The sequence below is a fragment of the Bradyrhizobium sp. cf659 genome (assembly GCF_900113725.1).
Classification (GTDB): Bacteria; Pseudomonadota; Alphaproteobacteria; order Rhizobiales; family Xanthobacteraceae; genus Bradyrhizobium.
In genome coordinates, this window is the sequence record NZ_FOQJ01000001.1 from 16,654 (window position 1) to 35,397 (window position 18,744).

Here is an 18,744-nt window from a genome sequence, read left to right on the forward strand (position 1 = left end):
TCCCCCAGGGAGAAGTTTGGCGAGAATTGACAGTCGCCCGGTACCGATACCGAGCGCCGCCGATAGATCATGCGGTATGGGTCCTGGCTTTCGCCAGGACGACGCTCGTGGAGCCAGAGAGCCTAACCCCGCAAAGCGATCGTGAGGAAGCCGCGCGGGACTTACCCCTGCGCCCGCAGCTTCTCCGCCGCCTTCGGCGCAAAGTAGCTCAGCACGCCGTCGGCGCCGGCGCGCTTGAAGGCGAGCAGGCTCTCCATCATCGCGCGGTCGCCGTCGAGCCAGCCGTTGCCCGCAGCCGCTGCGATCATCGCGTACTCACCCGACACCTGGTAGGCGAAGGTCGGCATCGCAAAGGTGTCCTTCACGCGGCGGACCACGTCGAGATAGGGCATGCCGGGCTTCACCATCACCATGTCGGCGCCCTCGGAGATGTCGAGTTCGACCTCGCGCAGCGCCTCGTCGGTGTTCGCGCTGTCCATCTGGTAGGTGCGCTTGTCGCCGGTCAGTGTCTTGGCCGAGCCGATGGCGTCGCGGAACGGGCCGTAGAAGGCGGAGGCGTATTTGGCCGCATAGGCCATGATCTGAACATCGAGCAGGCCCGAGCGGTCCAGCCCCTCGCGGATCGCGGCGACGCGGCCGTCCATCATGTCGGAGGGCGCGATGATGTCGCAGCCGGCTTCAGCCTGCACCAGCGCCTGGCGCACCAGCACGGCAACCGTCTCGTCGTTGAGGATCTTGCCGTCGGAGATCAGGCCGTCATGGCCGTGGCTGGTGAAGGGATCGAGCGCAACGTCGCAGAGGATGCCGATCTCAGGGAATTCCTTCTTGATCGCGCGTACCGCCTGGCAGACCAGGTTGTTCGGGTTGCAGGCCTCCGAGCCTTCCTCGTCGCGCAGGGACGGATCGGTGTAGGGAAACAGGGCGATGCAGGGGATCGTGAGCTTCATGGCGCGCTCGGCCTCGCGCACGGCCTGGTCGACGCTGAGGCGGTCGACGCCCGGCATCGAGGCGATCTGCTCGCGCTTGTTGTTGCCGTCGATCAGGAACAGCGGCCAGATCAAATCGTCGGTGGTGAGCACGTTCTCGCGCACCATCCGCCGGGCCCACTCGGCCTTGCGGTTGCGGCGCGGGCGGACGGTCAGATCGAGGGCAGGGGAGGCCAAACCGCCATCCCGGCGCGAAACCTCGCGCAATTCGATCGGACGCCCGTATTTGATTGCCATCACTCTTCCTCCGGCTGGAATTATTCTTATACCAGCTCGCATGGTTCCCGTCACCGCGGCTTGACCTGCCGCAAGGGATGGCAGCCGATTGATTTTGCGGGGCGAAACAGCCAGAAGGGGGCCATGTCCGAGATCTCCACCCGCGATGCGGCCCGCGACAGCGCCAACGCCAGGGACGCCGGCAGAGACAATGCCAGAGACAATGCCATGTCGGTGGCGGCGATCTCGTCGGAGCGCGCGGAGTCCGACGACAATGTCTGGACGCGCCGGCTCGTGCTGTTCCTGCGGGTGATGGCGCTGCTCTCGATCCTCAAGGGCCTCTATCACTGGGCGCAGGTGACCGGCTTCGTCGGCGGCGAGGACGAGGCGTTCGAGAACCAGTCGATGGCCTGGCAGGCCGCGACCGTCTACTTCGCCGTGATCGAGCTCGTCGCCGCCGTCGGGCTGTGGCTCGCAACGCCCTGGGGCGCGGTGGTCTGGCTGACGACCGTGGTGTCGATGGCGGTGATCGAGCTGATGTTCCCGGGAATCTACGGCGGCAGCCTGGTCGTGGTCGGCGTCGAGGTCTTCATGCTCGCCGCTTATCTGGCGCTCGCCTGGATGGCCGCGCGCGAACGGCCGCCATAGGCCGCGACGTCGACACTGCAAACTGCGCTCGTGCCCCGGACGCAATGCGGCGCGCCGCACTTGCGGCGTGATGGGTTGCAGAGCCGGGGCCCACTTCTCCGCGATCTACGCTCTGGCTGTCTGGGTTCCGGCTCTGCGCTGCGCTTGTCCGGCACATGAGAATGTTGCGCTTGGTTGACCGTTGGTTGCGTAAAATTCGAGGTAACTTTTCGTTGACTCCGTGCATTCCGCCACAGCTCTTACGCGCGCGTTTCGAAACGGGGCGGGGCTGTTCTGGAATGCGACAATCGGGGCGGACGGAGGGTGAACAGGACCTTGCGAAGGTCAACAGACGGTTGCGAAAAGCCCTTGTGGCACAGGCTTAATCCGCAATTCACTGTCTTAAATTCATGATCTCTTTATTCTCTTATTTAAGCCGATCTTCAAACGAGCCCCTTAAGTTGCACCTATCAGACGGGACACAAGTTTCGTCGAATAAGTGTCGATAAAAACGACAACAGGGGAAGTGTCATGATGAAAGCCGTCGCAACTGCGGCCGATACCGCAGAGCGCGTCTCCGGCCAGCAGGGTTCGGTGCAGTCGCTCTATCTGGAAGCTTTGACTCTGGTGGAGCGGCTGCATCGCCGGCTCCTCGACGTCATCAAGGACGAGTTCGATCGCCGCGGTCGCGCCGACATCAACTCGGTGCAGGCACTGCTGCTCTACAACATCGGCGACAAGGAGCTGACCGCGGGCGAGCTGCGCACGCGCGGCTACTATCTCGGCTCCAACGTCTCCTACAATCTGAAGAAGCTCGTCGAGCTCGGCTTCCTCGATCATCAGCGCTCGCGCGTCGATCGCCGCTCGGTGCGCATCCGCCTGACGCCGCAGGGCCAGGAAGTCCGCCGCATCGTCGACTCGCTCTATCAGAAGCACGTCAAGACGGTCGAGCAGGTCGGCGGCATCTCGGGCGAGGAATTCTCGACCCTCAACAAGTCGCTGCACCGTCTCGAGCGGTTCTGGACCGACCAGATCCTGTATCGGCTCTGAGTTCTAAAAGGGATCATGGCCAAGCCGGCCCGCAACAAGACCGGCAAGCCTCCCGAACGTGCCTGACTTCCCCAAGCGCACCGGCCCGGCGTCTCTCCGGACCGGTGCGTTTTGTCGTTTCGCAACTGCGAGAAAATTCGCCGTTCGGGTGGAACCAAGTCCCGGCATCGCCGTTGGTCCTCTGGATCGGAGGATGCGATGCAGGTCGGGCGCGGGTTGCAGGCAACGAACGTCGAACTCGTGAGCGATGCCTATGCCATCGCCGCGAATTACCTCCGCCGCTCCGGCGCAATTCCGGACACGCTCGTCACCAACGAACACCTGCTGGAGATCATCATCAAGCTGCTCCAGCACGGCGAATTCAACAAGATCAGGCTCGCCAACAAGGCGATCGGCCGGTTCGAGACGCAGTCCGAGGCCCGCGCGGTTGCCTGATCAAAACTCCCGATATTCCAGCGAACCAGAGGGTGCCATGGAAGCTGCCATCGACCGCATCATGCAGACCTATGACCTGCTCGCCAACCGCACCGCCGCGGCCAGCGAGGAGGCACGGGCCAAGGTCACGAACTACCTCAACACGTTGATGGAAGCCGGCGAGAAGGACACCCACAGGTTGACGGTCTGCGGCCTGACCTATTTGCGCCAGCTCGACGGCAGCGTGGACCCGGTAAAGGCGGGGTATACCGGGCTCTAAGGGGTAAGGGCCGGCCCTCATCGGCCGGCAGGGCCTTAAGGTCCGAAACGGCCCCTTCAGGGAATCGGAACGGGGCGGTTCCAGAGAACCGCACCAGCGTCCAGATCCTTCAATCCCCACCATATCTTGCATAAATATCAGGCTCGACCCGCAACTACTTGGCCGGGGGCGGCCGATGTGGTAAATCGCGCTCGCCGCTTCCGATCGCCACACCAGACCCGCCCGTAGCCCGCCAAAAGGCTGCGGCGGTGGAGATATTCGCAAGATGACCTCAGCCAAAACCGCCTCCGCGCCCGATTCGTTTTTCACCGCCTCACTCGACCAGGCCGACCCGGAAATCGCTGCCGCCATCAAGGGCGAGCTCGGCCGGCAGCGCCATGAGGTCGAGCTGATCGCCTCCGAGAACATCGTCAGCCGTGCCGTGCTGGAAGCGCAGGGTTCGGTGATGACAAACAAATACGCGGAAGGTTATCCGGGCGCGCGCTACTACGGCGGTTGTGAGTGGGTCGACGTCGCCGAGAACCTCGCGATCGACCGCGCCAAGAAGCTGTTCGGCGCGGGCTTCGCCAATGTGCAGCCGAACTCCGGCAGCCAGATGAACCAGGCGGTGTTCCTGGCGCTGCTCCAGCCCGGCGACACCTTCATGGGCCTCGACCTCGCCGCCGGCGGCCATCTCACCCACGGCTCGCCCGTCAACATGAGCGGCAAGTGGTTCAAGGCTGCGCACTACACCGTGCGCCGCGAGGACCAGATCATCGACATGGATGCGGTCCAGAAGCAGGCCGAAGAGATCAAGCCGAAGCTGATCGTCGCCGGCGGCTCGGCCTATTCGCGGGCCTGGGACTTCAAGCGTTTCCGTGAGATCGCGGACAGCGTCGGCGCGTACCTGCTGGTCGACATGGCGCACTTCGCCGGCCTCGTCGCCGGTGGCGTGCATGCTTCGCCCGTGCCGTATGCCCACATCACCACCACCACGACGCACAAGTCGCTGCGCGGTCCGCGCGGCGGCCTGATGCTGTGGAATGACGAGACGCTGACCAAGAAGTTCAACGGGGCGATTTTCCCGGGCCTCCAGGGCGGCCCCCTGATGCATGTGATCGCGGCGAAGGCGGTTGCCTTCGGCGAGGCGCTGCGTCCGGATTTCAAGGTCTATGCCAAGAACGTCGTCGAGAACGCCAAGGCGCTGGCCGAGGCGATGAAGAGCCACGGCTTCGATATTGTCTCGGGCGGCACGGATAACCATCTGATGCTCGTCGACCTCAGGCCGAAGGGCCTGAAGGGCAACGTCTCGGAGAAGGCGCTGGTTCGCGCGGCCATCACCTGCAACAAGAACGGCATTCCCTTCGATCCCGAAAAGCCCTTCGTGACCTCGGGTCTGCGGCTGGGCACGCCGGCCGCGACCACGCGCGGATTCGGCGTTGCCGAATTCCAGCAGGTCGGCGGCATGATCGCCGAGGTCCTGAACGCGATCGCGCAGTCCTCCGACGGCAAGGCGCCGCTGGTGGAAGCCGCGATCAAGGAACGGGTCAAGGCGCTCACCGACCGGTTCCCGATCTATCAGTAAGGCTAGGCCAAGCGGATGCGCTGCCCGAACTGCAACAGTCTCGATACGCAGGTAAAGGACTCGCGTCCGACCGAGGACTCGTCCGTGATCCGCAGGCGGCGCGTGTGCGTCGCCTGCAATTTCCGCTTCACCACCTTCGAGCGCGTGCAGCTGCGCGAGCTCACGGTGATCAAGCGTAACGGCCGCCGTGTGCCGTTCGACCGCGACAAGCTGATGCGCTCGGTGCAGATCAGCTTGCGCAAGCGCCAGGTCGAGCCGGAGCGGGTGGAGAAGATGGTCTCCACCATCGTGCGCGAGCTCGAGACCGGGGGCGAAGCCGAGATCTCCTCCGAGGTGATCGGCGAGACCGTGATGGAGCATCTGCGCACGCTCGACGACGTCGCCTATGTGCGCTTCGCCTCGGTCTACCGCAATTTCCGCGAGGCCAAGGATTTCGCCGACGTGCTCGGCGAGCTCTCCGGCGAGGAGGAAGCGCGGCTCGCCGCGATCCGCAAATGATCTTCCGCATCCTGGAGGATCAGTTCGCGCAGAAAATCCGCGAATCCAAGGACGCCGATCGCCGCTTCATGCTGCTTGCGCTGGCGCTCGGCCGGCGCGGGCAGGGGCGGACCTGGCCCAATCCGGCTGTCGGCGCCGTCATCGTGAAGGACGGCGTCATCGTCGGCCGCGGCTGGACGCAACCCGGCGGGCGTCCGCATGGCGAGCCCGAGGCGCTGCGGCGGGCGGGTGAGGCGGCGCGCGGGGCCACGCTCTACGTCACGCTCGAGCCCTGCTCGCATTTCGGCAAGTCGCCGCCTTGTGCGGACGCGGTGATCGCCGCCGGCATCACGCGCGTGGTGGCGGCGATCGAGGATCCCAATCCTGAAGTCGCGGGCCAGGGCCATGCGCGCCTGCGCGCCGCCGGCATCAATGTGGACGTCGGTCTGTGCGCGGCGGAGGCCGCCTTCGACCACGCCGGGCATTTCCGCCGCATTCGTGGCAAGCGCCCACATGTGATCCTGAAGCTCGCGGTCTCGCCCGACGGCAAGATCGGCGCCGCCGGCGGCAAGCCGGTTGCGATCACCGGCGAAGCTGTGCGCAACCGCGTGCATCTGCTTCGCGCGCAGAGCGATGCCATCCTGGTCGGCATCGGCACGGCGCTGGCGGATGATCCGCTTCTCACCTGCCGCCTGCCGGGCATGGCGGCGCGCTCGCCGGTGCGCGTGGTGCTCGACCAGAGCCTGCGCATCCCCGCATCGAGCCAGCTCGTGCGCTCCGCACGTGAGACGCCGCTGTGGGTGGTGGGCTCCGAACTCGCCGAGGCTGCAGCCGCCACGCGGCTTGGAGCAGCCGGCGCGCAGATCATCCGCGTACCGGCGGGAAACGCCTCCGGGCTCGATCTGCCGGCCGTGCTGCATGCGCTGGCCGGGAAGGGCATCTCGCGCTTGATGGTGGAGGGCGGCAGCCGCGTTGCGGCTTCGTTCGTGGCGGCCGATCTCGTCGACGAGATCTGGCTGTTCCGCGGCGCGGAAGAGGTGGGCAGTGGCGGCGTCGATGCGCTCGATGCATTGCCCCTGTCGAAAATCACGCAGTCGCAGGCCTACAAGGTTCATGCTAGCGAAACATTCGACAAGGATACTCTCACCATCTACGAGCGCGCCTAACATGTTCACCGGCATTGTCACCGATCTCGGCGAGATCGTCAGCTTCACGCCAACGGCGCAGGGCCAGTTGCACCGGCTGCGCATCGCCTGCCGCTATGATCAGACCACCATTGCCGATGGTGCCTCGATCGCCTGCAACGGCGTCTGTCTCACGGTCGTCGCTTCAGGTGTCGAGGGCGGCAAAACCTGGTTCGACGTCGATGCGGCCGCCGAGACGCTGGCGCTGACGACGGCAAAGCACTGGAAGGTCGGCACCAGGCTCAATCTCGAACGCGCGCTCAAGATCGGCGACGAGCTCGGCGGCCATATCGTCGCAGGACATGCCGACGGGATCGCGACCATCGTCAGCCGCGAGGACCTGCCCGACATGGCGCGGTTCGTGCTCTCCACGACGCGCGAACTGGCGCGGTTCGTCGCCACCAAGGGATCGATCACGCTCGACGGCGTCTCGCTGACGATCAATACGGTTGCGGACGTGACCTTTTCGGTGCTGATCATCCCGCACACGCTGACGGTCACGACGATCGGCGGCTGGAAGGCAGGGGCCGAGGTCAATATCGAGGTCGACCTGATGGCCCGCTACGCGGCGCGGCTGACGGAAATGAAGTGACCGGCGGATAAAGTTCGTCATGCGCGGGCTTGACCCGCGCATCCATCCTCTTAAGAGGGGCTTGCCCGACGGATTGCCGGGGCAAGCCCAGCAATGACAGAATAGGTTGACCATGGCAGACGCGCGGCGCGCACCCCTGAAGGACCAGACCGACATTTCCGGCGCACGTGCGCTGATTGTCGAGGCACGGTTCTATGACGATCTCCAGGACGCGCTACTGGACGGTGCGGTGGCCGAGTTGAAGGCCGCCGGCCTGACGCATGACGTCATCACGGTTCCCGGTGCATTGGAGATCCCGGCGGCGGTGGCCATTGCGGTGGATGCCGCAGCGGCCAACGGCAAGCCCTATGACGCGGTGATCGCGCTCGGCTGCGTGATCCGCGGCGACACCATCCATTTCGAGATCGTCTCGCAGGAATCCTCCCGCGCGCTGATGGACCTTGCGGTTTCGCGCAAGCTGCCGCTCGGCAACGGCATCCTCACCGTCAACACCGAGGCGCAGGCCTGGGCGCGGGCGCGCGCCAGCGAGCTCGACAAGGGCGGCGATGCCGCGCGCGCGGCGCTGGCGATGCTGCGCATCAAGCGCCGTCTGGCGCGGGCCTGAGCCATGGCTGACAACAACAAGAAGCCGGCAGGCGCTCCGGAGAAGAAGGCGAACCGGCGCGGTGCGGCGCGGCTCGCGGCCGTCCAGGCGCTGTACCAGATGGACATCGCCGGCGCCGGCATCAACGACATCTTCGCCGAGTTCGAGAGCCACTGGCTCGGCAACGAGGTCGAGGGCGACACCTATCTGCCGGCCGAAGCCGCGTTCTTCCGCGACGTCGTCTCCGGCGTCGTGCGTGACCAGAAGAAGCTCGACCCCCTGATCGACGAGGCGCTGTCGAAGGGCTGGCCCTTGAAGCGGATCGAGGCGATCCTGCGCGCCGTGCTGCGGGCAGGGGCCTATGAGCTCCAGCATCGCAAGGACGTGCCGGGCCGTGTCGTCGTCTCCGAATATGTCGACGTTGCGAATGCCTTCGTCGACCGCGAGGAGACCGGCATGGTGAACGCGGTGCTCGACCAGATCGGCCGCCAGTTTCGCGGCGACGAGTTCGGGCGGGGGTAGTTACACATTCCGCTGTCATCACCCGCCTTGTGCGCAGTTGCGCACTGGGGCGGGTGATCCAGTACGCCGCGGCAGCGGTTGTCTATATCAGGCGTCTCGGCGTACTGGATCGCCCGGTCCCGGCTCCGCTAGGCTACGCCGGGCCCACAAGGGTGCTCGGCCGGCGAAGCTTCAGCGAAGCCGGCAAGCCGGGCGATGACAGTGGAGTTTGGGGCTAGTGCCGATGACGAACGCACCGGAAACCTCCGCCGAAGACGCCCTGATCGCGCGCTATTTCAAGCCGCTGGCGACCGATCCCGGTGCGTTCGGCCTGGTCGATGATGCCGCGGTCCTGTCCTCCTCCGGCGACGACATTGTCGTCACCACCGATGCCGTGGTCGAGGGCGTGCACTATCTTGCCGGCGACCCGCCCGACACCATCGCGCGCAAGGCGTTGCGGGTGAACCTGTCCGATCTCGCGGCCAAGGGCGCTGTGCCCGCCGGCTTCGTCCTGACGCTGGCGCTGCGGAGCAAGGAAGATGCCTGGCTCAGGCCGTTTGCGGATGCGCTGGGCGAGGATGCGACAACCTTCGCGTGCCCGCTGCTCGGCGGCGACACGGTGTCGACGCCGGGACCGCAGATGATCTCGATCACCGCCTTCGGCCGCGTGCCGCAGGGACAGATGGTTGGTCGCACCGGCGCAAGGCCGGGCGACCGCATCATGGTGACGGGCACGATCGGCGATGCCGCGCTCGGCCTCGACGTGCTCACGGGCGGCGTGGTGGCCGCGGCGCTCGCGTCCGATCCCGCTGCAAGGGAATCTCTGGTCTCGCGCTATCGCATCCCACAGCCGCGCAACGTGCTGGCGCGGGCCGTGCGCGACCATGCGTCGGCCGCGATGGATGTCTCCGACGGGCTCGCCGGCGACCTGACAAAACTCTGCGCGGCGTCGGGCGTCTCGGCCTCCGTGGACGTGGCGAACGTGCCGCTCTCGGCCGCGGCGGCGGACTTGATTGCCCGCAACGCGGTTTGCGTCGAGACGCTGCTTGCCGGGGGCGACGATTACGAGGTGCTGTGCACCGTTGCGCCGGCGCAAAGCGATGCGCTGATTGCCGCGGGGCGGGCCGTCGGCGTTGCGGTCACCGCGATCGGCACGATCGTCGCGGGCGGCGCGCGGCCGCGCTTCCTGGACGGGCAGGGCCAGGAACTGGCTTTGAAGCGGCTGTCCTACAGCCACTTCTAGGAATTGCTCCAAATCGCGGCGTCCAGGCTCAGGGCTCAGGACTTGAAGCTCAGGACTTGAAGCTCAGGACTTGCGCAGGACTTGGCCTAAATACTTGCCGAGATCGGCTTTTTCGGCCGCTTCCGGCGTTGCACCATCAAGTTGATTTTGGCAAGCTCGCGACCGACTGAGGCCGCCTCTTCGGGAAAGGGGCGGCCTTGTTCGAAATCAAGGCGCCGCACCGCACGACGGACAATAAAAGGCGCCGGGGGTACATCAAGGATCTGAGGCAAAAAATCACATGACAGCATTATGGTTGATAGTGCTCTGCGGAGTGCTTTCCGTCGTCTACGCGATTTGGGCGACGTCTTCGGTGTTGAGCGCGGATGCGGGGTCGCCGCGCATGCAGGAGATCGCAGCTGCGGTGCGCGAAGGCGCACAGGCCTATCTGCGGCGTCAGTACACCACGATCGGTATCGTCGGCATCGTCATCTTCGTGCTGCTTGTCTATTTCCTCGGGCTTTATGTCGCGATCGGCTTTGCCATCGGCGCCATCCTGTCGGGGGCGGCCGGCTTCATCGGCATGAACGTCTCGGTTCGCGCCAACGTGCGCACCGCCCAGGCCGCGACGACGTCGCTCGCCGGCGGCCTCGAGCTCGCCTTCAAGGCGGGCGCGATCACCGGCATGCTGGTGGCGGGTCTCGCGCTGCTCGGCGTGACCCTCTATTTCGGCTTCCTAGTCTATTCGCTGAAGCTGGCGCCTGACAGCCGCGTCGTCGTCGACGCCATGGTGGCGCTCGGCTTCGGCGCCTCGCTGATCTCGATCTTCGCCCGTCTCGGCGGCGGCATCTTCACCAAGGGTGCGGACGTCGGCGGCGATCTCGTCGGCAAGGTCGAGGCCGGCATCCCCGAGGACGATCCGCGTAATCCCGCGACCATCGCCGACAACGTCGGCGACAACGTGGGCGACTGCGCCGGCATGGCCGCCGACCTGTTCGAGACCTATGCGGTGACTGCGGTCGCCACCATGGTGCTCGCGGCGATCTTCTTCGCCAAGACGCCGATCCTCATGAGCATGATGACGCTGCCGCTCGCCATTGGCGGCATCTGCATCATCACCTCGATCATCGGCACCTTCTTCGTCAAGCTCGGGCCGAGCCAGTCGATCATGGGCGCGCTCTACAAGGGCCTGATCGCAACCGGCGTGCTGTCGCTGATCGGCATTGCCGTGGTGATCTACACGCTGATCGGCTTCGGCAAGCTCGACGGTGTCGATTATACCGGCATGTCGCTGTTCGAGTGCGGCGTCGTCGGCCTGATCGTCACCGCGCTGATCATCTGGATCACCGAATACTACACCGGCACCGACTATCGTCCGGTGAAGTCTATTGCGGCTGCGTCGGTGACCGGCCACGGCACCAACGTGATCCAGGGCCTTGCGATCTCGATGGAGGCGACCGCGCTGCCCGCGATCGTCATCATCGCCGGCATCCTCGTCACCTACAGCCTCGCCGGCCTGTTCGGCATCGCGATCGCGACGGCCACCATGCTGGCTCTGGCCGGCATGATCGTCGCACTCGACGCCTTCGGTCCGGTGACGGACAACGCCGGCGGCATCGCCGAGATGGCGGGCCTGCCGAAGGAGGTGCGCAAGTCGACCGACGCGCTCGACGCCGTCGGCAACACCACCAAGGCGGTCACCAAGGGTTACGCGATCGGCTCGGCCGGTCTCGGCGCGCTCGTGCTGTTCGCGGCCTACAACCAGGACCTCAAGTTCTTCGTTGCGGACTCCGCGCATCACACCTACTTCGCCGGCGTCAATCCCGACTTCTCGCTGAACAATCCCTATGTGGTGGTGGGCCTCCTGTTCGGTGGTCTGCTGCCGTATCTGTTCGGCGCGATGGGCATGACGGCGGTGGGCCGTGCCGCGAGCGCGATCGTCGAGGAGGTGCGGCGTCAGTTCCGCGAGAAGCCGGGCATCATGCAGGGCACCGACAAGCCGGACTACGGCAAGGCGGTCGACCTGCTGACCAAGGCGGCGATCAAGGAGATGATCATCCCCTCGCTGCTGCCGGTGTTGTCGCCGATCGTCGTCTACTTCCTGATCTACGCGATCGCCGGAGGCGGTGCGGTCGGCAAGTCTGCAGCGTTCTCGGCGGTCGGTGCGATGCTGCTCGGCGTGATCGTGACGGGCCTGTTCGTCGCGATCTCCATGACCTCGGGCGGCGGCGCCTGGGACAACGCCAAGAAGTACATCGAGGACGGCCATTACGGCGGCAAGGGTAGTGATGCCCACAAATCCGCCGTCACCGGCGACACCGTCGGCGATCCCTACAAGGACACGGCCGGCCCCGCGGTGAACCCGATGATCAAGATCACCAACATCGTGGCGCTCTTGCTGCTGGCGGTCCTGGCGCACTGAACTTGCAGGGCTCTACAAACGACAAACCCGCGGTGCAAACCGCGGGTTTTTTGTTGTGCGCCTTACGGGGGACCGTCGCCATGAAGTTCGAGACGACCAAGTGTATCCGGTGCGGCTGCGACATGCTGATGGCCGACACGGTCTGTCCGACTTGCGGCAAGGTGCAAACCGGTGGCCGGCAATCCGGTGCTCGTACAATGCTGGCGGTCGCGCTGGCGGCGGCCGTCCTCATCGCCTTCAACTGGCTCAAATCTCCGGCGCCGCAAGCGAGCCCGCCTACTGCACGTCCATCTGCAAACCTTCCTTCTGGATGATGCCGGCGAACTTCTTCGTCTCGGCGTCCACGAAATCGGCGAACTGCTGCGGCGTGCCGTAGTCGGCGCGGGCGCCCATGGCGGCGATGTTCTTCTTGATGTCGTCGCGCTCCAGCATCGCCTTCACTTGAAGGTTGAGCGCTTCGAGGACCGGGGCAGGGACGCCTTTCGGCAGGAACACCGCGAACCAGGACGAGACGTCGAAATTGGCCAGCTCCGGCGCGCTCTCGCGCATGGTCGGCAGGTTCGGTGCGAGGTCGCTGCGCTCGGGGGTGGTCACGCAGAGACCGGTGAGCGTGCCGTTCTGGACCTGCGGCAGGCTCGGATAGAGGTTGTCGAACAGGATCTGGATGTCGCCGGCGAGCGCGGCCTGGAGCGCGGGACCTGCGCCGCGGAACGGGATGTGCGTCATCTTCAGTCCGGTGAGCTGGAGGAACCAGGCGCCGGTCAGGTGAGGGCTCTGGCCGACGCCGGAGGAGGCATAGCTGAGCTTGTCCGGATTGGCCTTGAGATAGGCGATCAGCTCGGCGACCGACTTGATGCCGGTCTTCGGATGCGCCGAGACGATGTTCGGGATCCGGATCATGTTGGAGACCGGCTGGAGCTGGTCGGGCTTGTAGGTGAGGTTCTTGAAGATGCTGTAGGCGATCGCGTTCGGCCCGGGGTTGCCGACCAGGATGGTGTGGCCATCCGGCTTGGCGCGAACCACCTCGGCGGTGCCGATCGTGCCGCCGCCGCCGGAGCGGTTTTCCACGACGGCCGACTGGCCCCAGGCGGTTTGCAGATGGGCGGCCAGCAGCCGACCCATGACGTCGGTCGAACCGCCGGCCGCAGCCGGCACGACCAGGCGCACGTTTTCGGTGGGCTTCCAGTCCGCCAGGCTCGATCGCGGCAGGATCGCTGCGGCCGACAGGCCGGCAGCGCCGGTGAGCACACGGCGGCGGGACAACAACGTTTTAGGCACGAATCCACTCCCTGCTTCTTGTTTTGCGGGGAGCGTATGGAACCCGGCGCGCAACGGCAAGTCGCACGCGACGGTTAGGGCCGCGCGAAGGGCGGCACGACGCCGCAGGCTGAAGGCTCAGTTAAAGCTGAGCAGCTTGAACAGCGGCGTGAGGTAGCTCATCTCCTGGCCCGACGTCGGCGTGGTGCGGCTGATGAAGTCGAAGATCTTGCCGTCCTGGAGGCCGTAATTCGCCAGCCGGCGCACGCGCCGGTTCTTGTCGAAATAGATCGCGATCACGCGCTGATCGACCACCTGCTGATTCATGAACGCGACTTTGCGCTCGGAGCGCTGCGAGATGTAGTAGAAGACCTCGCCGTCGAGGGTCGCGACCGTGGAGGGCGTGCCCATCACGATCAGCACCTGGTCCTGGCTCGCGCCGATCGGAATCTGCTCGAGCGCGCCGGGCGGCAGGATGTAGCCCTTCTGGAACTGCTCGCCGGTGCAGCCCGCTAGCGCCACGCCGACCAAGGCCGCAGCGGCGGCCATGCGCAGGCCGCGCCAGCGTGCATGAAGGCCGCGCCGCTTGTCTGCGCGCGGGCTGGTCTGGTTCGTTATCGTCATAGCGGAACTGATTCCGTCCCCTTGCGTCGCGCGAGGCGCTGAAGTACCGGGCGGAGGCTCTGAATGCAACACACGCGCGCCCGCTTGCGGAAACCACAATGCTTTGGCCGTTCAATCACTTCAGGAAACCCCGGCTAGCCCCGGCGGGCACCATTGAAGCCATCTATGGCATGATCGTGACGCAGGCGCGAGAACCCATATTTTACCGCGACTTGGGCGTACCGGATACGGTTAACGGGCGTTTCGATCTGTTGCTGCTCCATCTCTGGCTGCTGCTGCGCCGCCTGCGCACGGTTCAGGGCGCCACGGAGCTGTCGCAGGCGCTGTTCGACCGTTTCTGCGAAGACATGGACGACAATCTGCGGGAGATGGGGGTGGGCGACCAGACCGTGCCGAAGCGGATGCGGGCCTTCGGCGAGGCTTTTTACGGCCGGGTGCAGGCCTACGACCAGGCGATCGAAGGTGGCGGTGAGGCGCTGGCGGCGGCGATCTGCAAGAATATCTTGAATGGGGCTGGCCTCGACCAGGCGAAGCGGCTCGCGGCCTACGCGCGGGCCACGGATGCCGATCTCGGCCGGACCGACGAGGCCGCGCTGCTGCGCGCGTCCTTCGACTTTCCCCCGGCGCTTTCCGAGGATGTCACGCCATGAGCCGACCGAATACTGGATCCGAGCCCGATCCCTGGCGGGTCCCCGTCATCGTTGCGCAGATTCCCGACAGCGGCCTGCACCGCGAGATCGAGGCCTCGGCCGCCGAACGGAAGGTGATGGCGGAGGTCGCGGGCGTGCGGGAGGTCCTGTCCGCCAACGCCAGCTTCGACGTCGTGCCGAGAAGCGGCGGCCGGGTCCAGGTCACGGGCCACGTCCGCGCCCGGGTCGGCCAGACCTGCGTGGTCACGCTCGATCCGATCGAGAGCGAGATCGAGGAGGAGGTGGACCTGACGTTCGCCCCCGAGGCCGAGGCGCGCCGCCTGTCCGACCTGATCGAGGAGGGGCAGGACGACGAGGCGCCGCCGCAGGTCATCGACCCGCCGGAGGCCATCATCAACGGCATCATCGACCTCGGCCGGCTCGCCACCGATGCCTTGTTCCTGGCGATCGACCCCTATCCGCGCAAGCCGGGGGCCGTGTTCGAGACGGAGGTCGTTGCCCTCGACCCGGAGGACCATCCCTTCGCAGCGCTGAAGGCGCTTCAGGACAAGAAGAAAGGCCAGTAGCTGCCGATTCCCCGTAAGACCGCTTGCCAGACCGCGCGAGGTCTTTGCTTGAGTGGTTTGAAAGCCTGTTTCATCTATTTGATTTCTATATATTTCTTTCCGAATTTTGGCGTTTTCCGCCGGGTCGCCCCGAATGCAAAAGGCTGGGGGCAAGAGGTTGTTTCGGGATAACAAAACGCTATTGTCGCGCCCCGGTCCGGGCGCGGCGTGGCGCCTGGCCGTCGCCATGTCCGTGGCGAACCCATTTCGCGGCCCCCGCTCGTTGAAGACCGCACCAGACCAGGTTTCCAGGACTTTTATGCTAAGCAAGGTTCGCATCGCGCTTGACGCCATGGGAGGCGATGTCGGCCCCGCCGTGGTCATTCCAGGCGCCGCCATCTCGCTTCAGAGGCATCGCGAGACCGAATTCCTGCTGGTCGGCGACCGCGCCAGGATCGAGCCCGAGCTCGAGAAGCACCCCGCGCTCAAGGCCGCTTCCAGGATCGTTCATACCGACGTCGCCGTCAGCATGGAGGACAAGCCGAGCCAGGCGCTGCGCCGCGGCCGCAGGACCTCCTCGATGTGGCTTGCCATCGATGCGGTGAAGAAGGGCGAGGCGGAGGTCGCGGTCTCCGCCGGCAATACCGGCGCGCTGATGGCGATGTCGCGCTTCCACCTGCGCACGCTGCCGGGCATAGACCGCCCGGCGATCACGGGGATATGGCCGACCAAGCGCGGCGAGTCCGTCGTGCTCGACCTCGGCGCCACCATCGGCGGCGATGCGCACCATCTGGTGTCGCTGGCCGTCATGGGGGCGGCGATGGCAAGCGTCTTGTTCAACAAGCCGCGCCCCACGGTCGGCCTGCTCAACATCGGGGCCGAGGAGATCAAGGGGCACGAGGAGATCCGCGAAGCCAGTGAAATCCTGCGGGCGAGGAACCTGCCGGAGCTCGACTATATCGGCTTCGTCGAGGGCGACGGCATCGGCAAGGGGCTGGCCGACGTCATCGTCGCCGAAGGTTTCAGCGGCAATATCGCGCTCAAGGCCGCCGAGGGAACCGCGCGGCAGATGGCGGAATTACTCCGGAACGAGATGCAACGGAGCTGGCTGTCCAAGCTCGGCTATCTCTTTGCGCGCAGCGCCTTCCAGGCCCTGCGGGACAAGATGGACCCCAACAAGTCCAATGGCGGCGTGTTTCTGGGGCTCAACGGACTGGTGGTTAAAAGCCACGGCGGAACCAGCGCCGAAGGCTTTGCCTATGCGATCGATGTTGGCTATGAGATGGCTCACTACGATCTCCTGAACAAGATCAATCAGATGCTCAACCGCGAGGGTGGTGCACTCAGTTCCGTGCAGCCCGCGCCGGAGGATGTTTCGTGACTCAAATTCGTTCGGTCGTGCTCGGCTGCGGCTCCTACCTGCCGGAGCAGGTGGTGACCAACGCCCAATTGGCGGCGCGTATCGACACGTCCGACGAGTGGATCGTCCAGCGCACCGGCATCCGCGAGCGGCACATTGCGGCCGAGGGCGAGTTCACCTCGCACCTGGCGATCAAGGCGGCGCAGGCCGCGCTCACCGATGCCGGCGTGGACGCGCAGTCGATCGATCTGATCGTGCTGGCGACCTCGACGCCTGACAACACCTTCCCTGCGACGGCTGTCGCCGTGCAGCACGGGCTCGGCATCAACCACGGCGCGGCCTTCGACCTGCAGGCGGTGTGCTCGGGCTTCGTGTTCGCGCTCGCCACCGCCGACAATTTCCTGCGCACCGGCGCCTTCAAGCGCGCGCTGGTGATCGGCGCCGAGACCTTCTCGCGCATCCTCGACTGGAACGACCGCGGCACCTGCGTGCTGTTCGGCGACGGCGCCGGCGCGGTCGTGCTAGAGGCGCTGGAGCAGCCGGGCAGCGCCGCGACCGACCGCGGCGTCGTCACCACGCATTTGCGGTCCGACGGCCGCCACAAGGCAAAACTGTTCGTCGACGGCGGACCGTCCTCGACCCAGACCGTCGGCCATCTGCGCATGGAGGGCCGCGAGGTCTTCAAGCACGCGGTCGGCATGATCACCGACGTGATCGTCGACGCCTTCGAGGCGACCGGGCTCAATGCCGACAGCATCGACTGGTTCGTGCCGCACCAGGCCAACAAGCGAATCATCGACGCTTCCGCGCACAAGCTGCATATCGCGCCGGAGAAGGTGGTGCTGACGGTGGACCGTCACGGCAACACCTCGGCGGCCTCGATCCCGCTGGCGCTGGCGGTGGCGCGCAAGGACGGCCGCATCAAGCGCGGCGACCTGATTCTGCTTGAGGCCATGGGCGGCGGCTTCACCTGGGGCTCGGCGCTGGTGCGCTGGTAGAGCCACAGTCGATAAAATTTTGCCGGAATCAGCGCGGATTATCGATGCGTATGCATTGATGAGCGCTGTTGACCGCCGTATCGTAACCTCATAATTTCAGACAACAATTGTTCGCCGTGATGTGGGGCAGGGCGATGACCGATCAAAGTAAAACCGTAACGCGTGTTGATCTCTGCGAAGCCGTCTACCAGAAGGTGGGCCTGTCGCGGACGGAATCGTCTGCGTTCGTGGAACTCGTGCTGAAGGAGATCACCGACTGCCTCGAGAAGGGCGAGACGGTGAAGCTGTCCTCGTTCGGCTCCTTCATGGTCCGCAAGAAGGGCCAGCGCATCGGCCGCAACCCGAAGACCGGCACCGAGGTGCCGATCTCGCCGCGCCGCGTCATGGTGTTCAAGCCGTCGGCGATCCTGAAGCAGCGGATCAACGCCCAGCACCGCACCAACGGCGATGCCAGCAAGGCTCAACCTGAGGCCTAATCGCCTTTCGGATAAGGATTTGGCATTTGGACAAGGCGCCGGATGCGTTCCGAACCATCAGCGAAGTAGCGCAGGAACTCGACATTCCGCAGCACGTGCTGCGGTTCTGGGAGACCCGGTTCTCCCAGATCAAGCCGATGAAGCGCAGCGGCGGCCGCCGCTATTACCGCCCCGACGACGTCGACCTGCTCAAGGGCATCCGCCGGCTCCTCTACGGGGAGGGCTACACCATCCGCGGGGTGCAGCGGATCCTGAAGGAGCACGGCGTCAAATCGGTGCAGGGCCTCGCCGACGGCGCGGCCGCGGTCTCGTTCGGGGCCATCGAGGACGCCATCGGCGCGAGCCTGATGGAGCCGGACGACGAGGAGGCGCCGATCAAGGGCGTCGCCGATGCCGACGATGACGACTACCAGGGCGACGAAGAGGAAGGCATCGACTTCCGCTTCACGGAGGTCGACGACGAGGAAATCCTCACCACCTTCCGCAAGGGCGGCACCCCCGCCGCGCCCGCCGGCCCCAGCGCGCTGGACCGGGAGCGGCTCGGACGGGCGCTCGCCGACCTCGTCGCCTGCCGGGAGATGCTGGACCTGGCGCTGAAGGACGGCTAGGGGCCGCATTCCGCCGGCTTTGCGGCCAGTTCCGGCGGCCTTGGGCAGAGGCACCAAACCGGACACCAAAATGGTGTGACCTCGCCTTGCGCAAAGCGGCGATCCTAG

21 protein-coding genes are annotated in these 18,744 nt (G+C 65.6%); 18 read left to right on the forward strand and 3 right to left on the reverse strand.

All coding sequences use genetic code 11. The features are described from left to right. Positions 1-161: 161 nt before the first annotated feature. The gene (gene hemB, locus BM118_RS00090) at positions 162-1,223 is read right to left on the reverse strand and encodes a porphobilinogen synthase (RefSeq protein ID WP_177233894.1); all 1,062 of its coding nucleotides are present in this window, start codon (positions 1,221-1,223) and stop codon (positions 162-164) included. Positions 1,224-1,346: 123 nt separating this feature from the next. Between hemB and BM118_RS00095 the strand changes: the two genes are divergently transcribed. The 12 genes from BM118_RS00095 to BM118_RS00150 all read left to right on the forward strand — a co-directional run bounded on the left by BM118_RS00095 (position 1,347) and on the right by BM118_RS00150 (position 12,118). Continuing rightward, on the forward strand, positions 1,347-1,850 hold the full coding sequence (locus BM118_RS00095; RefSeq protein WP_092180597.1) for a DUF6163 family protein: 504 nt from the start codon (positions 1,347-1,349) through the stop codon (positions 1,848-1,850). A 510-nt stretch (positions 1,851-2,360) separates the two neighbouring features. Continuing rightward, entirely contained in the window at positions 2,361-2,879 is a 519-nt protein-coding gene (gene ldtR, locus BM118_RS00100; protein ID WP_011087797.1) for a transcriptional regulator LdtR, read from the forward strand. Between the two features lie 198 nt (positions 2,880-3,077). Then, the gene (locus BM118_RS00105) at positions 3,078-3,314 is read left to right on the forward strand and encodes a hypothetical protein (protein WP_092180600.1); all 237 of its coding nucleotides are present in this window, start codon (positions 3,078-3,080) and stop codon (positions 3,312-3,314) included. A gap of 37 nt (positions 3,315-3,351) precedes the next feature. After that, entirely contained in the window at positions 3,352-3,573 is a 222-nt protein-coding gene (locus BM118_RS00110) for a hypothetical protein (RefSeq protein ID WP_091893260.1), read from the forward strand. 265 nt (positions 3,574-3,838) lie between these two features. Then, entirely contained in the window at positions 3,839-5,137 is a 1,299-nt protein-coding gene (gene glyA, locus BM118_RS00115; RefSeq protein WP_092180603.1) for a serine hydroxymethyltransferase, read from the forward strand. 15 nt (positions 5,138-5,152) lie between these two features. Further along, on the forward strand, positions 5,153-5,635 hold the full coding sequence (gene nrdR / locus BM118_RS00120) for a transcriptional regulator NrdR (protein ID WP_011087793.1): 483 nt from the start codon (positions 5,153-5,155) through the stop codon (positions 5,633-5,635). Continuing rightward, positions 5,632-6,780, forward strand: coding sequence for a bifunctional diaminohydroxyphosphoribosylaminopyrimidine deaminase/5-amino-6-(5-phosphoribosylamino)uracil reductase RibD (gene ribD, locus BM118_RS00125; protein ID WP_092180606.1), 1,149 nt, complete (start codon positions 5,632-5,634; stop codon positions 6,778-6,780). The genes nrdR and ribD overlap by 4 nt, the downstream gene beginning before the upstream one ends. A 1-nt stretch (position 6,781) precedes the next feature. Then, positions 6,782-7,390, forward strand: a complete 609-nt coding sequence (locus BM118_RS00130; RefSeq protein WP_092180609.1) for a riboflavin synthase — start codon at positions 6,782-6,784, stop codon at positions 7,388-7,390. 112 nt (positions 7,391-7,502) lie between these two features. Further along, complete coding sequence (ribH, locus tag BM118_RS00135; protein WP_027548254.1) at positions 7,503-7,994, forward strand: 6,7-dimethyl-8-ribityllumazine synthase; 492 nt, start codon at positions 7,503-7,505, stop codon at positions 7,992-7,994. Between the two features lie 3 nt (positions 7,995-7,997). Then, positions 7,998-8,495 (forward strand): transcription antitermination factor NusB, encoded by a 498-nt coding sequence (nusB, locus tag BM118_RS00140; RefSeq protein WP_027548253.1) that lies wholly within the window; start codon positions 7,998-8,000, stop codon positions 8,493-8,495. Positions 8,496-8,718: 223 nt separating this feature from the next. Further along, complete coding sequence (thiL, locus tag BM118_RS00145; RefSeq protein WP_092180612.1) at positions 8,719-9,717, forward strand: thiamine-phosphate kinase; 999 nt, start codon at positions 8,719-8,721, stop codon at positions 9,715-9,717. 280 nt (positions 9,718-9,997) lie between these two features. Further along, the gene (locus BM118_RS00150; RefSeq protein WP_092180616.1) at positions 9,998-12,118 is read left to right on the forward strand and encodes a sodium-translocating pyrophosphatase; all 2,121 of its coding nucleotides are present in this window, start codon (positions 9,998-10,000) and stop codon (positions 12,116-12,118) included. A 276-nt stretch (positions 12,119-12,394) separates the two neighbouring features. On the opposite strand, the gene BM118_RS00155 is transcribed toward BM118_RS00150, so the two are convergent. After that, positions 12,395-13,396 (reverse strand): Bug family tripartite tricarboxylate transporter substrate binding protein, encoded by a 1,002-nt coding sequence (locus BM118_RS00155; RefSeq protein ID WP_092180618.1) that lies wholly within the window; start codon positions 13,394-13,396, stop codon positions 12,395-12,397. 117 nt (positions 13,397-13,513) lie between these two features. Continuing rightward, positions 13,514-13,999 carry an outer membrane protein assembly factor BamE gene (locus BM118_RS00160; RefSeq protein WP_177233895.1) on the reverse strand — a complete coding sequence of 162 codons (486 nt, stop codon included), beginning with the start codon at positions 13,997-13,999 and terminating at the stop codon, positions 13,514-13,516. A gap of 98 nt (positions 14,000-14,097) precedes the next feature. Between BM118_RS00160 and BM118_RS00165 the strand changes: the two genes are divergently transcribed. The 6 genes from BM118_RS00165 to BM118_RS00190 all read left to right on the forward strand — a co-directional run bounded on the left by BM118_RS00165 (position 14,098) and on the right by BM118_RS00190 (position 18,636). Then, complete coding sequence (locus tag BM118_RS00165; RefSeq protein ID WP_092180621.1) at positions 14,098-14,649, forward strand: ubiquinol-cytochrome C chaperone family protein; 552 nt, start codon at positions 14,098-14,100, stop codon at positions 14,647-14,649. Then, the gene (locus BM118_RS00170) at positions 14,646-15,215 is read left to right on the forward strand and encodes a YceD family protein (RefSeq protein ID WP_092180624.1); all 570 of its coding nucleotides are present in this window, start codon (positions 14,646-14,648) and stop codon (positions 15,213-15,215) included. Before BM118_RS00165 ends, BM118_RS00170 begins: the two co-directional genes overlap by 4 nt. Before the next feature lie 298 nt (positions 15,216-15,513). Continuing rightward, positions 15,514-16,575: a phosphate acyltransferase PlsX gene (plsX, locus tag BM118_RS00175; RefSeq protein ID WP_092180626.1), complete on the forward strand. Its 1,062-nt coding sequence runs from the start codon at positions 15,514-15,516 to the stop codon at positions 16,573-16,575. Next, a complete protein-coding gene (locus tag BM118_RS00180; protein ID WP_092180629.1) occupies positions 16,572-17,552 on the forward strand; it encodes a beta-ketoacyl-ACP synthase III in 981 nt (326 codons plus the stop codon). Before plsX ends, BM118_RS00180 begins: the two co-directional genes overlap by 4 nt. Positions 17,553-17,686: 134 nt before the next feature. After that, entirely contained in the window at positions 17,687-18,028 is a 342-nt protein-coding gene (locus BM118_RS00185) for an integration host factor subunit alpha (protein WP_018456841.1), read from the forward strand. A 26-nt stretch (positions 18,029-18,054) separates the two neighbouring features. Next, entirely contained in the window at positions 18,055-18,636 is a 582-nt protein-coding gene (locus BM118_RS00190) for a MerR family transcriptional regulator (protein WP_092180632.1), read from the forward strand. The last annotated feature ends 108 nt before the right edge of the window (positions 18,637-18,744 follow it).

Bases quoted from the DNA above. Each gene is read 5' to 3' on its own strand.
- hemB (WP_177233894.1), bottom strand. From the start codon at position 1,223: ATGGCAATCAAATACGGGCGTCCGATCGAATTGCGCGAGGTTTCGCGC.
- BM118_RS00095 (WP_092180597.1), top strand. From the start codon at position 1,347: ATGTCCGAGATCTCCACCCGCGATGCGGCCCGCGACAGCGCCAACGCC.
- ldtR (WP_011087797.1), top strand. From the start codon at position 2,361: ATGATGAAAGCCGTCGCAACTGCGGCCGATACCGCAGAGCGCGTCTCC.
- BM118_RS00105 (WP_092180600.1), top strand. From the start codon at position 3,078: ATGCAGGTCGGGCGCGGGTTGCAGGCAACGAACGTCGAACTCGTGAGC.
- BM118_RS00110 (WP_091893260.1), top strand. From the start codon at position 3,352: ATGGAAGCTGCCATCGACCGCATCATGCAGACCTATGACCTGCTCGCC.
- glyA (WP_092180603.1), top strand. From the start codon at position 3,839: ATGACCTCAGCCAAAACCGCCTCCGCGCCCGATTCGTTTTTCACCGCC.
- nrdR (WP_011087793.1), top strand. From the start codon at position 5,153: ATGCGCTGCCCGAACTGCAACAGTCTCGATACGCAGGTAAAGGACTCG.
- ribD (WP_092180606.1), top strand. From the start codon at position 5,632: ATGATCTTCCGCATCCTGGAGGATCAGTTCGCGCAGAAAATCCGCGAA.
- BM118_RS00130 (WP_092180609.1), top strand. From the start codon at position 6,782: ATGTTCACCGGCATTGTCACCGATCTCGGCGAGATCGTCAGCTTCACG.
- ribH (WP_027548254.1), top strand. From the start codon at position 7,503: ATGGCAGACGCGCGGCGCGCACCCCTGAAGGACCAGACCGACATTTCC.
- nusB (WP_027548253.1), top strand. From the start codon at position 7,998: ATGGCTGACAACAACAAGAAGCCGGCAGGCGCTCCGGAGAAGAAGGCG.
- thiL (WP_092180612.1), top strand. From the start codon at position 8,719: ATGACGAACGCACCGGAAACCTCCGCCGAAGACGCCCTGATCGCGCGC.
- BM118_RS00150 (WP_092180616.1), top strand. From the start codon at position 9,998: ATGACAGCATTATGGTTGATAGTGCTCTGCGGAGTGCTTTCCGTCGTC.
- BM118_RS00160 (WP_177233895.1), bottom strand. From the start codon at position 13,999: ATGACGATAACGAACCAGACCAGCCCGCGCGCAGACAAGCGGCGCGGC.
- BM118_RS00165 (WP_092180621.1), top strand. From the start codon at position 14,098: ATGCTTTGGCCGTTCAATCACTTCAGGAAACCCCGGCTAGCCCCGGCG.
- BM118_RS00170 (WP_092180624.1), top strand. From the start codon at position 14,646: ATGAGCCGACCGAATACTGGATCCGAGCCCGATCCCTGGCGGGTCCCC.
- plsX (WP_092180626.1), top strand. From the start codon at position 15,514: ATGCTAAGCAAGGTTCGCATCGCGCTTGACGCCATGGGAGGCGATGTC.
- BM118_RS00185 (WP_018456841.1), top strand. From the start codon at position 17,687: ATGACCGATCAAAGTAAAACCGTAACGCGTGTTGATCTCTGCGAAGCC.